The sequence below is a fragment of the Microtetraspora sp. NBRC 13810 genome, assembly GCF_030268685.1.
Taxonomy (GTDB): domain Bacteria; phylum Actinomycetota; class Actinomycetes; order Streptosporangiales; family Streptosporangiaceae; genus BSRQ01.
In genome coordinates, this window is the sequence record NZ_BSRQ01000003.1 from 519903 (window position 1) to 532135 (window position 12233).

General features: G+C 73.9%; 12 protein-coding genes. 10 read left to right on the forward strand and 2 right to left on the reverse strand.

What is annotated here, in order from left to right; genetic code table 11:
* Nucleotides 1-80: 80 nt before the first annotated feature.
* The 9 genes from QSK26_RS09485 to QSK26_RS09525 all read left to right on the forward strand — a co-directional run bounded on the left by QSK26_RS09485 (nt 81) and on the right by QSK26_RS09525 (nt 10827).
* On the forward strand, nt 81-1238 hold the full coding sequence (locus tag QSK26_RS09485) for a nucleotide disphospho-sugar-binding domain-containing protein (RefSeq protein ID WP_285774640.1): 1158 nt from the start codon (nt 81-83) through the stop codon (nt 1236-1238).
* Nucleotides 1239-1352: 114 nt separating this feature from the next.
* Entirely contained in the window at nt 1353-2381 is a 1029-nt protein-coding gene (locus tag QSK26_RS09490) for an SGNH/GDSL hydrolase family protein (protein WP_285774641.1), read from the forward strand.
* A gap of 53 nt (nt 2382-2434) precedes the next feature.
* Nucleotides 2435-2710 carry an acyl carrier protein gene (locus QSK26_RS09495; protein ID WP_285774642.1) on the forward strand — a complete coding sequence of 92 codons (276 nt, stop codon included), beginning with the start codon at nt 2435-2437 and terminating at the stop codon, nt 2708-2710.
* The gene (locus tag QSK26_RS09500; protein ID WP_285774643.1) at nt 2703-3926 is read left to right on the forward strand and encodes a beta-ketoacyl-[acyl-carrier-protein] synthase family protein; all 1224 of its coding nucleotides are present in this window, start codon (nt 2703-2705) and stop codon (nt 3924-3926) included. Before QSK26_RS09495 ends, QSK26_RS09500 begins: the two co-directional genes overlap by 8 nt.
* Complete coding sequence (locus tag QSK26_RS09505; RefSeq protein WP_285774644.1) at nt 3923-5089, forward strand: beta-ketoacyl synthase N-terminal-like domain-containing protein; 1167 nt, start codon at nt 3923-3925, stop codon at nt 5087-5089. Before QSK26_RS09500 ends, QSK26_RS09505 begins: the two co-directional genes overlap by 4 nt.
* Before the next feature lie 626 nt (nt 5090-5715).
* On the forward strand, nt 5716-6909 hold the full coding sequence (locus QSK26_RS09510) for a Rossmann-fold NAD(P)-binding domain-containing protein (RefSeq protein ID WP_285774645.1): 1194 nt from the start codon (nt 5716-5718) through the stop codon (nt 6907-6909).
* Between the two features lie 260 nt (nt 6910-7169).
* Nucleotides 7170-8921 carry an acetyl-CoA carboxylase carboxyltransferase subunit alpha gene (locus QSK26_RS09515; protein ID WP_352244300.1) on the forward strand — a complete coding sequence of 584 codons (1752 nt, stop codon included), beginning with the start codon at nt 7170-7172 and terminating at the stop codon, nt 8919-8921.
* Nucleotides 8918-9439 (forward strand): acetyl-CoA carboxylase biotin carboxyl carrier protein, encoded by a 522-nt coding sequence (locus tag QSK26_RS09520; protein ID WP_285774646.1) that lies wholly within the window; start codon nt 8918-8920, stop codon nt 9437-9439. The genes QSK26_RS09515 and QSK26_RS09520 overlap by 4 nt, the downstream gene beginning before the upstream one ends.
* Before the next feature lie 38 nt (nt 9440-9477).
* Nucleotides 9478-10827, forward strand: a complete 1350-nt coding sequence (locus QSK26_RS09525; RefSeq protein WP_285774647.1) for an acetyl-CoA carboxylase biotin carboxylase subunit — start codon at nt 9478-9480, stop codon at nt 10825-10827.
* Nucleotides 10828-10859: 32 nt separating this feature from the next.
* Here the strand turns inward: QSK26_RS09525 and QSK26_RS09530 are convergent, their stop codons facing one another.
* Nucleotides 10860-11273, reverse strand: a complete 414-nt coding sequence (locus QSK26_RS09530; RefSeq protein ID WP_285774648.1) for a winged helix-turn-helix transcriptional regulator — start codon at nt 11271-11273, stop codon at nt 10860-10862.
* A 113-nt stretch (nt 11274-11386) separates the two neighbouring features.
* Here QSK26_RS09530 and QSK26_RS09535 point away from each other — a divergent pair, with 113 nt between their 5' ends.
* Entirely contained in the window at nt 11387-12028 is a 642-nt protein-coding gene (locus QSK26_RS09535; RefSeq protein WP_285774649.1) for an NADPH-dependent F420 reductase, read from the forward strand.
* A 6-nt stretch (nt 12029-12034) separates the two neighbouring features.
* Here the strand turns inward: QSK26_RS09535 and QSK26_RS09540 are convergent.
* On the reverse strand, nt 12035-12233 hold a 199-nt coding region (locus QSK26_RS09540; protein WP_502888686.1), incomplete at its 5' end, for a hypothetical protein.

The following is a 12233-nucleotide window of genomic DNA, read 5'->3' on the forward strand; positions in this document are numbered from 1 at the left end:
GGTTCCCCGGTCGGGTCCGTCCACGCGGCCTTGAGCGGCGCTGGAGGCGGCCACCAGGGACGGATGCTGCGATGGGCGGCATGCGCATACTTTTCGTCACCTGGGCGTGGCCTTCACATCTGTACGCGATGGTGCCGGTCGCGTGGGCATGCCGGGCGGCCGGCCACGACGTGCTGGTGGCCTCCCAGCCCGAGCTCACCGGCACGATCCTGGGCACCGGCCTGCCCGCCGCGCCGGTCGGCGGGGACGTGGACGCGGCGGCGGTCTTCCGGGAGATCGCGCTGCCGCCACCGGCGACCGAACGGCGTCCGGCGCCCGGCGGCCCGCGGGTCCTCGGCCTGCTGACCACGCTGGCCGAGGCCATGACCGACGACCTCGTCGAGCTGGGCCGGAACTGGCGGGCCGACCTGATCGTGTTCGAGCCCACGGCGTTCGCCGGTCCGCTCGCGGCCGCGGCGCTGGGCGTCCCCGCGGTCCGGCACCTGTACGGCACCGACCTCCTGAGCGCCGCCGGCCGGTTCCTTCCCGACGCGCTCGGCCCGCTGTGCGAGAAGCTGGGCATCGCGGCGGTCGATCCCTTCGGCGCGGCGACCCTGGACCCCTGCCCGCCGGGACTCCAGGTGCCCGTCGGCTCCCGCCGGCTGCCGGTGCGGTACGTCCCGTACAACGGCCCCGGCCTGTTGCCTGCGCCGCCGCCCGCGACACCGCCGGGACGGCCGCTGGTGTGCGTCACCTGGGGCACCACGCTGAGCCGGCTGGACCCCGGGCTCTTCCTCGCCGGCCAGGCGGCGCGGGCGATCGGCGGCCTCGACGTGGACGTGCTGCTCGCGGTCACCCCCGCGCAGCGCGGGCTGCTCGGCCCGCTGCCGGCCGGGACGCGCGTCGCCGAGTCCGCGCCGCTGCACCTGCTGGCGCCCGGGTGCGACCTCGTCGTCGCGCACGGCGGCGCGGGCACGCTGCTGACCGCTCTCGCGCACGGCCTGCCCCAGGTGCTCGTGCCGCGGCTGCCCGACCACGTGCGCCACTCGGCCCGGCTCGGCGAGGCGGGCGCGGGCGTGGTGCTCCCGGCGGAGGAGGCCGCCCCCGAGGCGATCCGCGACGCCGTCGCCGGGGTGCTGGCCTCGCCCGGCCACCGGGACGCCGCTGAGCGGCTGCGCCGGGAGATGCACGGCCAGCCGGCGCCCGCCGGGGTCGTGCCCGAGCTGGAGCTCATCGCAGCGGGCGGCACCCCGTCGTGACCACGCGGTTGTCGAGCGGTCCGCGAGCCGCCCTCAACCCCCCGATGCCAGTCTGCGACAGAGATCCGGCTTGTCCCCTTGAGACCCCCTGACGCGGCACGGGAGCAGCATCCGATGAAATCCTCCCCCGACTTCGAGCACGAGTCCTTCGCCCAGCGGCACCGCGGCGGGATGCTGCTCGAAAAGCACGGGCTTGACCTCTACCTCCATCCGTTCCTCGGTTTCACCCTGGCCCCGGGCCACCGGTCGGCCGTGCTGAACACCGACGACGAGGGCTTCCGCCTGTCGGACTCGCCGTTCGGCACCGTGGACAGCGCGAGCTGGCTGGCCGGCGGGGGCGGCGGCATCGTCCTCGGCAACTCGGTGGCGATCGGCCTCGCGGCGACCTCCGACCATGCCACCCCGGCGTCGTACCTGTCCTTCCTCACCGGCACCCGGCAGCTCAACCTGGGCCTGTGCGCGGCGGTCTCCGTGCAGGAGGTGATCGCCGCCATGCCGTTCCTGCACGCCGCGTCCACGGTGGTGGTCATCGGCGGCGGGCCGGACTTCGTCAACCTGGTCGGCTCGCTCACCCCGGGCGGCGCGTACGGCACCGTCTCCTACGAGCGCACGTTCGCCGACCTGACGGACCTGCCGATCTTCGACCTCGCCACGCTCGCCACCGGCAAGACGGTGCCCGGCCTCGACGGCCTGCGCCGCCCGCGCCGCGAGCCCACCGTGTGGGACCTCGCCGACACCCTGCCCCGGATGGAGACCGCGGCCCGCAGGCGGCTCCGCGACCTCGGGTTCCTCGCCCGCGCGGCCGGGGAGGGGACCCGGATCCTGTTCTGCCTCCAGCCGTTCGTGAGCTCCCGCACCCGCACGCTGACCCCGGAGGAGCGGGCGCGCTACGACTTCGACGCCCCCGTCTTCGGCATCCTGCACAGCGCGATCGAGAAGAACTGGGACTCCTACGCCGCCCGGCTCGCCGAGGGCTGCGCCGAGCTCGGGGTGTCGTTCCTGCACCTGGCCGCGGACCGGTTCGTCGGCGACTCCTTCGCCGACACCGTGCACTTCACCGACGACGGCAACCGGCAGGCGGCGCAGCTGATCCACAAGGCCCTCGAAGAGGCGCCCGCCGTCGGCGCCGCCCGTGACCGGTGACGCCCGGCCACCCCACGTCACAGATCCGAAGTCGTCCTGGAAGAGGAAGCGCCATGTCCCACGCGACAACGACCCAGTCCGAGCGTATCCAGCAGCTGCGCGGCATTCTCGTCGAGGTCCTCGACATCGAGCCGGACGAGCTCACGGAGACCAGCGATTTCGTGAACGACCACGGCGCCGACTCGCTGCTGGCGATCGACATCATCTCCAGCATCGAGCGGGACATGGGCGTGCACATCCCCAGCGAGGCCCTGCCCGAGATGACCGACCTGTCGTCGGTACTCGACCTGGTGAACCGGTACGCGGAGCAGGCGGGCCCCGATGCCTGAAAGGGCGTCGCGGCGCGTGGTGGTGACCGGGCTGGGCGCGGTGAGCAGCCTGGGCACCGGCGCCCGCGCCTTCACCGAGGCCATCCGCGAAGGTCGCAGCGGCGTGTCGCCCATCCGCAGCTTCGACGCCAGCGGCTTCCCCTACACCTTCGCGGGCGAGGTGCACGACTTCGAGCCGGAGGGGATGCTGCGCCGGCTGCGCACCGACCGGTGGGGGCGCAGCAGCCTGTTCGCCGCGGCGGCGGCACGGCTGGCGGTGTCGGACTCCGGCCTCGACCCCGGCCTGCTGTCGGCGTCCCGCGCGGGCTCGGCGATGGGCACGACGCTCGGCGAGTCCACGGTCGTCGAGGCCCTCACCGGCCAGTGGGTGTACCAGGGCCTGAAGGAGCTCGACCCGGCCCTGGTACGGCAGGCGCCGGCCAGCCGGATCGCGGTGGCGGTCAACGCCGAGCTGGGCCTGACCGGGGAGGCGCACACCGTCGCGACGGCCTGCTCGGCGAGCAACTACACGCTGGGCTACGCCTTCGACATGGTCAGGACCGGCGAGGCGGACTTCATGATCGGCGGCGGGGCCGACTCCGTCAACCGGTGGGAGCACGCCGGTTTCTACCGGCTCGGCGCGCTGGCCGAGTCGGTGTGCCGCCCGTTCGACACGCATCGTTCGGGGATCCTCACCGCCGAGGGCGGGGTGGCGCTGCTGCTGGAGCCGCTGGAGCACGCGGTGGCCCGTGGGGCGCGGATCTACGCGGAGATGCTCGGGTACGGCGTCAACTGCGACGCCAGGCATCCGGTCGCCCCGGACCCGGCCAGCATCGCCGAGTGCATCCGGGCCGCGCACCGCAACGCCGGCGTGCGGCCGGCGGACATCGACTACATCTGCGCGCACGGCACCGGCACCCCCACCAACGACGCCACCGAGGTGAAGGCGGTGCGGGAGGTGTTCGGCGCCGAGCTGCCGCCGATCAGCTCGATCAAGTCCATGATCGGCCACACGATGGGCGCGGCCAGCGGTTTCGGCGCGCTGATCTGCTGCATGGCGCTGTACGACGGTTTCCTGCCGCCCACGGCGAACGTGACGGAGATCGATCCGGCGCTGGGGCCGGGGGTGGACTGCGTCCCAGGCAAGGGGCGGCCGGCCTCGCCGCGGATCGTGCAGAACCACGGGTTCGCCTTCGGGGGGAACAACGCGATCACGATCCTGGGGAGGGCCGCGTGAACACGCTCGCCGCTGTCACGCCACTGGTGATCACCGGTTGCGGGGTGGTGTCGCCCGCGGGCGTCGGCCTGGAGGCGCTGGCCGGCGCGCTGGGCGGGGCCGGGCACGGGACCGCCGACCTGGACGCGATCGGCGGGGAGTTCCCGCCGATGCCGCTGGCCGCGATCCCGGACCTGCGGGTCGAGGACTATCTCGGCAAGAAGGGCGTCCGGTCGCTGGACCGGACGACGCGGCTCGCGCTGGTCGCCGGCGAACGCGCGCTCGCCGGTCTCGGCACGCCGCTGACCGACGCCGACCGGGTGCGGACCGGCGTGGTGATCGGCACCAGCACCGGCAGTGTGCGCAGCTCCAGCGAGTTCTCCCGGGAGACGCTGGTGCGGGAGAAGCCGTACCTGGTGCGCGCCAACTTCTTCCCTCCTTCGGTGATGAACTTCTGCGCCGGCCAGATCGCGATCTGGAACTCGCTGCGCGGGATGAACGCGACGATCGCCGACGGCCGGATCTCGGGCCTGGCGGCGGTCAGGTACGCCCGCAACGCGATCGCTCAGGGGCACATAGACCGCGCCCTGGTCGGCGCCGTCGAGGAGCTGTGCCCGCAGTCGGCGTGGGGGTGGTACGTGTCCGGCGCGCTCGCGCCCGCGGCGGCCGTCGGCGAGGGGGCCGCGATGTTCGTCGTCGAGACCCCCGAGGCGGCCGCGGCCGCGGGGCGGGAACCGCTGGGCGAGGTGCTCGCCTGCGAGGTGGGCACCCTGGGGATGTCCGGGTTGCGGCGCGGCCTGGCCACGTGCGTGACCCGGACCCTGGAGCGCAGCGGCGTGCCGGCCGAGTCGGTCACCACCGTCTCGCTGGGCGCCACCGGGCTGCGCGGGCTGCGCGCGGCCGAGGAGGACGCGGTGCGCACCGCCCTGGGCGCCCTGCCGCGCCATCAGATCAGGACGGCCCGCCTGGTGGGCGAGACGTTCAGCGCGAGCGGCGCCCTGCAGATCGCCTCCCTGCTCGGCGCCTGGCGGGCCGCCGGGGACACCCAGGAGACCCGGGAGACCCGGGACACCGGGGACACCACGGACTCCGTGGCCCTGGTCACCTCGATAGGCGACGACGGCAACGTGGGCTGCCTGGTGATGCGCCGCCCCGCCGTGGAGACCGCCGCGCTTCCTAGCTGAGACGCGCGGGATCCCGCCCTCGTTCCCGCCCTCGTTCCCGCCCGAGTTCCCGTCTCTGAGGCACGGACCGGTGGCCGGTGGTGACACCCGGCCACCGGTCCGTCCGCCGTTTCGGGCCTTTTCAGGATGCGCCGGATTTCCCGATGCCCGGGTGCGCATGAATGCGCCCGGAGAGGGCAGACAGCGTCCATCGGACACCCTCCTGGAACGACGACGCCTGCCCGGGTGGCGAACTCGCGCGGCGTCTCCCCCGAACCGCCGGGAAAACCGCGGAACGCTCCATGCCGGACCCGGAAACCTTCGTCCCGGCTGGACGACCGGGCCATGCGCATACGTTCACATCGATCTTTGACATGCATTTTTACATAGTGTTGGGTGTACTTATATGGCGATCTCGTTCCGCCCCGGGGGTCGTAGCACATCTTGTTGCCCATCCGCCCTACCCGCACGGCGATGCCCATGATGTCAGAGGCCCTGGCATCTCTCGCAGTGAGCCCTCGCTGCACCGTCCGCGCCCGGCGAAACAACAAGAAAGGTGTCAAATGCCACAGAAGCCATTGCATGTTCTGATCATTGGAGCGGGTCTGGGCGGCGCCTGCCTCGCCCACGGGCTGAAAAGCGCCGGCGTGGGCGTCACCGTTTACGAACGGGTGGCGGCCAGGCACGAGGGGGCCTTCGGCTGCCGGGTCACAATCGACCCCGACGGCGACCGGGCACTGCGGAACGCGCTTCCCCCCGATCTGTACAACACCTTCACCGCGACGTGCGCCGAGCCGCCCCGGCACCTGACGGTGTACTCGGAGGTGCTGGAGGAGCTGTTCACCACCGCGCCCCCGGTGGTCGGCCGGCGTGGGGCGGCCCTGCGGTACACGAGCCACATGACGTTGCGCCAGTTGCTCCTCACCGGGATCGAGGACGTCGTCCGGTTCGGCAAGGAGTTCGTCCGCTACGAGCGGCGGCCGGACGGCCGGATCGCCGCGTTCTTCTCCGACGGCACCACGGCGGTCGGCGACGTCCTGGTCGGCGCGGACGGCGCCGACTCCCGGGTACGCCGCCAGCTCCTCCCCCAGGCGGGCCTCCAGGACTGCGGTTTCACCACCGCCTACGGCAAGGTGGACCTCCTGGAGGCGGCCAGGCTGCTGCCCTGGGAGATGCTCCGCGGGATCTCGGTGGTCCGCGGGGCCTCGGGGCCGGTGCTCGTCACCCAGCCGATGGACTTCCTCTGGGACTCCTCGGGCGAGCTGAAGGGCCACGTCCACGGGCTCGACGCGGCCCTGCTGTCCACCTGGGCGGGCCGCAGGCACGACGACACCAGGGACCACCTGACGTGGTGGCTCTTCGGCCCGTCCGGCCTGTTCCCCGCGGCCCCCGAACGGCTGCGCGGCGCCGATCTCGTCGAGGCCGTCGGCGGCATGACCCGGCACTGGGATCCGGCGCTGCACACGCTGCTGGGGCTCAGCGAACCCGACGCCGCCGCGGCGACCCGGGCGGTCGTCTCCCGCCCGGCCGAGCCGCGGGAGGCGACGGGGGTGACCCTGCTCGGCGACGCCGGCCACGTCCGCCTCCCGGACCCGGGCGAGGGGGCGAACGCCGCGCTCGCCGCCGCCTGGTCGCTGTCCGGCCTGCTCGCCGAGGCCGCCGCCGGCAGGCCGGTCGCCGCCGCGATCCGCGACCACGAGACCCGGCTGCCCGCCTCCGGCTTCGACTTCTCCGCCTACTGGAAGCGCCTCTACCGCCAGGCCCGCGCCGACACCCCCGTCATCGGCCCGGTGCCGGCCGCCGGCCCCGGACTGCGCGCGGTCCGCGGGGACTCCGGCTGACCCGCCCGGACCGTCCCCGCCCGGATCGTCCCCGCCCGGATCGTCCCCGCCTGGGCCGACCCACCTTCGCCGGCCCTGTGGCCGGGTCGTCATCGCCGGCCGCGGCTCAGCACGGCACGAGACGTCTTCGAGCGGCCGGCGGCGCCCGGCCGCGCCGCGCCGAGGGGCCACCGGCCCGCGCGCCGGGCCACGGCTGAGCGGGGCGGCACCCTAGAGCCGGCTTCCAGCGTTCGTTGAGCCGATGATGTGACTCTGCCGTGGTGAGCGTCCCAACCATGGCGGCCGGAACGGTTGAGTGGATCAGCTGCTCCCGGTGCCGCGAACTGACGTACGGCAGGCGCTACGAACGCGACCTGCGAGTCTGCCCCGGGTGCGGTGCGCACAGCCGGCTCACCGCCGAGCAGCGCATCGCCCAACTGCTGGACGCCGGCTCGGTCGTGCGCCTCGAACGGCCGGCCGTGATCGAGGACCCGCTCGGCTTCACCGACTCCCGCCCCTACTCCGAACGGCTGCGCGAGGCCCGCGAGCACACGGGATCGGACGAGGCCGTCGTCTGCGTCACCGGCACCCTGCTCGGGCATCCGGTGGTGACGGCGGTGATGGACTTCCGGTTCCTGGGCGGCAGCCTCGGCGTCGGCGTGGGCGAGGCCATCGCGGATGCCGCCGACACCGCGCTGCGGCTGCGCCACCCCCTCGTCATCGTCACCGCGTCGGGCGGCGCGCGGATGCAGGAAGGCGCCTTCGCCCTGATGCAGATGGTGAAGACCAGCCAGGCGCTGGCCCGGCTGGACGAGGCCGGCGTCCTCACCGTCTCGCTGCTCACCGACCCCACCTACGGCGGGGTCGCCGCGTCCTTCGCGACGCTGAGCGACGTCATCCTGGCCGAACCCGGCGCGCGCGTCGGATTCGCCGGCCCCCGGGTGATCGAGCAGACGATCAAGCGCGAACTGCCGGAGGACTTCCAGACCGCCGAGTTCCTGCTCGCCAGGGGGCTCGTGGACGCGGTCGTGCCGCGCGTCGCGCTCCGGCCGACGATCGCCGCCCTGCTCCAGGCCCAGACCCCCCTCGCCCCCGCCGCGCCGCCCGCCGTACCCGCCCCGCCGCCTGCCGTACCCGCCGTGCCCGCCCCGCCGCCCGCCGTACCCGCCGTACCTGCCGTGCCCGCCGTGCCGGTCCGCCTCGTCCGTGAGCCGGGGGAGCTGCCCGTCGTGGATCCGGCCGACGTGGTGCGGAACGCCCGGCACGAGGACCGGCCGACCACGCTGGACTACATCGCCCTGCTCCTTGAGGACTTCCAGGAGCTGAAGGGCGACCGGCACTCCGGCGACTGTCCGGCGATCGTCGGCGGCCTCGGCCGTTTCGAGGGCCGCCCGGTCGTCGTCATCGGTCACCAGAAGGGCCACGACACCACCGAACGCGTCCGGCGCAACTTCGGCATGGCGCTTCCCGAGGGGTATCGCAAGGCGGCGCGGCTGATGCGGCTGGCCGCCAAGCTGAACCTGCCGATCGTCACCCTGGTCGACACCCCCGGCGCGCATCCCGGCGTCGAGGCGGAGGAGGGCGGTCAGGCGTGGGCGATCGCGGAGAGCATCCGGCTGATGTCCGGGCTCCCGGTGCCGATCGTGGCGGTGATCACCGGTGAGGGTGGCAGCGGCGGGGCGCTGGCCCTGGCCGTGGCCGACCGGGTGCTCGCCTGCGCGGGCGCCATGTACTCGGTGATCAGCCCGGAGGGCTGCGCGGCCATCCTGTGGAAGGACCGGTCCGCGGCCCCCCGGGCCGCCGCCGCGCTGCAGATCGGCGCGCGGGACCTGCTCAGGCACGGGATCGTCGACGCGGTCGTGCCCGAGCCGGAGGGCGGGTCCCACCTGGACCCGGTGGCGGCCGCCGAACTGGTGCGCGAGGCGCTCTCCGCGACCCTGCGCGAGATCGCCGCCACGTCCCCGGGCGACCGGGTGGCACAACGCCGACGACGGTTTCGGCGATACGGCGTCGAGATATCGAGGTGCGAATGAACGACCGACTCACCGCCGCCCCGCCGCACGGGCTGGAGGACCTGCGCCGGCACGTCACCGGCCTGATCGAGGCCGTCGGCGGGCCGCTGAAGAGCATCCGGGTGCAGACCGGCGACCTGACCGTCGAGATCGAGTGGCCCGAACCGGGCCTCCCGCCGGACGGCCGGTTCGCCGGCGGCCACATCCCCAACGGTCACGCCGCCGACGGCCGGGAGGCGGCCCCGGCCGAACCCGCGCCGCCCGGCCGGAGCGAGCCCGGCTCCGAGCCTGACGACGACACGTTCGTCGTCAGCGCTCCCCTGGTCGGCACCTTCTACCGCGCCTCCGCGCCCGGAGCGCCGGCGTTCGCCGACGTGGGCGGCGAGGTCGCGGCTGGGCAGCAGGTGGCGATCGTGGAGGCGATGAAGATGATGAACGCGGTCAACATCGATCGGCCCGGCCGCGTCGTCGAGGTGCTCGTGTCCGACGGGTCGCCGGTGGAGTTCGGCGAGGCGCTGTTCGTACTCGCCCCGCTCTGAGCCGGGTCTCGCAAGCTCAGCGACGGAGAGGAACCCCCTTGTTTTCCACGGTCCTGATCGCAAACCGAGGTGAGATCGCGCTCCGCGTCGCACGCACCTGCCGGGAGATGGGCATTCGCACCGTTGCCGTCTGTTCGGACAGCGACCGCGAGTCCGCCGTGACCCGCTTCGCCGACGAGTGCGTCCGCATCGGCCCCGCGGCTCCGCGGCGCAGCTATCTCAACGCCGCCGCGATCGTCACGGCGGCGTTGCAGACGGGCGCCGACGCCGTGCATCCCGGGTACGGGTTCCTGTCGGAGGACCCCGACTTCGCGGAGATCTGCGAGGCGGAGGGGCTGGCCTTCATCGGCGCCCCGGCGTCGCTCCTCGGCAGGCTCGGGGACAAGGCGCAGGCCAGGGAGATCGCCCAGGCCGCCGGGCTGCCGGTGCTGCCCGGCAGCTCGCGGTCGCTGGCGACGCTGGAGCAGGCGAGGTCCGTCGCCGACGAGATCGGTTATCCGGTCATCATCAAGGCCACCGCCGGCGGCGGCGGGCGCGGCATGACGGTGGTGCGCGACCCCAGGGACTTCCCGCGGGCCTGGGGGCAGGCGCGCACCGGCGCCCAGCTCGCCTTCGGCGACCCCCGGCTCTACCTGGAGGCGTTCCTCGACCACGCCCGGCACATCGAGGTGCAGATCCTCGGCGACGGCGCCGGGAAGGTGATCCAGCTCGGCGAGCGCGACTGCTCGGTGCAGCGGCGCCGGCAGAAGCTGATCGAGGAGACGCCCGCGCCCGGTCTGCCCCGGGAACTGGCCGACCGCATCTGCGCCGCCGCGGTGCACGCCGCCCGCGAGGTCCGGTACGCCGGGGCGGGCACGTACGAGTTCCTGGTGGACGGCGACGACTTCTACTTCATGGAGGTCAACTGCCGGATCCAGGTGGAGCACCCGGTCACCGAGATGGTCACCGGCATCGACCTGATCCGGGAGCAGTTGCGCGTCGCGGCCGGGGACGGGCTGTCCATCGGGCAGGAGGACGTGGCGCCCAGGGGCGTCTCGATCGAGTGCCGGGTGAACGCCGAGGACCCGCGCCGCGGGTTCCTGCCGACGCCGGGGACCGTCACCGAGTTCCTGCCGCCGAGCGGCCCGTTCGTCCGGGTGGACACGCACGGGTATCCCGGCTTCCGGGTGACCGCGGACTACGACCCGCTGCTGGCCAAGGTCGCCGTCTGGGCGCCGGACCGCCGCCAGGCCATCGCGCGGGCCGACCGCGCGCTGGAGGAGTTCCGGATCCAGGGGCGCGGCATGCACACGACCACGGATTTCCTGCGCGAGGTGCTGGAGAATCCCGTGTTCCGCGCGGCGAAGCACACGACGGGCCTGGTCGACAACCTCGGCACCGGCGCCTGACCCGTTCCCGATCCCCCGGCCCGGCTCGGGGCTCAGCCCGGCGGGCGGCGGCCGGGGGCGTCGTAGGTCTCGCGGGCGGCGTCGATCTCGCCGATGTGCTCCTCCGCCCACTCGGTGAGCGCCCCGAGGACGGGGAGCAGGGTCTCGCCCAGCGGGGTGAGCGCGTAGTCGACGCGCGCGGGGACGGCCGGGGTCACCGCGCGCGAGACGAGGCCGTCGCGTTCGAGGTGGCGCAGCGTCTGGGTGAGCATCTTCTGGCTCGCGCCGACGATCGCGCGGGCGAGGTCGCCGTACCGGCGCGGGCCGCCGGCCAGTTCTTTGAGGACGAGGCCGACCCACTTGTCGCCGATGCGGTCGAGCACCCGGTTGGTCGGGCAGGCGGCGGCGCGGACGCGGTGCCCGGCCCGCTCGGCGTCGCGGCGCTCGGCGGCGGTCTGGGTGCCCATGTCATCCCTTCAGGTGCCCTGGCCACTTGAAAGTGCCTACTTCGCGTCCACGGTAGCGCCGCCTACCTTCGCTCATGACCGTGCGTCCCATCCGACCAGGGAGAGAACAAGTCATGACGAAGATCGCCATCCTCGGCTCCGGGCGCGTGGCCCGGGTGCTCGCCGGCGGGTTCCGCGACGCGGGGCACGAGGTGGTCGTGGGGTCGCGGACCCCGGACGGCCCGGCGGCGGCCGGGTGGGCGGCGGCCGGTGTGCGCGTGACGGGCCTGCCCGAGGCGGCCGGGCTGGGCGAGGTGGCCGTCAACGCGCTGCCCGGCGCGGTGTCGGCCGGTGTGCTGGGCGGTCTCGCGGCGGAGCTGTCGGGCAAAGTGCTGGTGGACGTGGCGAACGCGGTCGAACCGGACGCCGCGGGGTTCGCCAGGGCGCTCCGCCATCCGGGCGGCAGCCTGGCCGAGGAGCTCCAGCGGGCGTTGCCGGGGACCCGCGTGGTGAAGACGCTCAACACCGTGCACGACTCGCTGATGGCCCGCCCGGGGAGCCTCGGCACGCCGCCCACCGCCTTCGTGTCCGGGAACGACGCGGACGCCAAGGCGATCGTCGCCGGCCTGCTCGCCGACCTCGGCTGGCCGGCCGGCTGGATCATCGACCTCGGCGGCGTCGAGTCCGCCCGGGTGCCCGAGGCGTTCGTCCTCATGGTCGGCGATCTTGTCGGGGCGCTGGGCCCGGTGCCCTTCGCCCTCTCCGTCGCCCGGTAGCGGGGGCTACCGGTTGCCGTAGATGACGTCCTCCTGGGCGAACCTGCGCAGCGCGCCGAAGATGACGTCGCCCAGGGCCGTCCAGACCACGGCGGTCTCCAGGAGGGCGTCGGAGTCGCTCTGCCGCACCAGGAGGTCGAGCTCGGCCTCGGCCACCTGGCGGGCGGCCTGGGAGTAGACCTCCAGCAGTTTGAGCTGGTCGGTC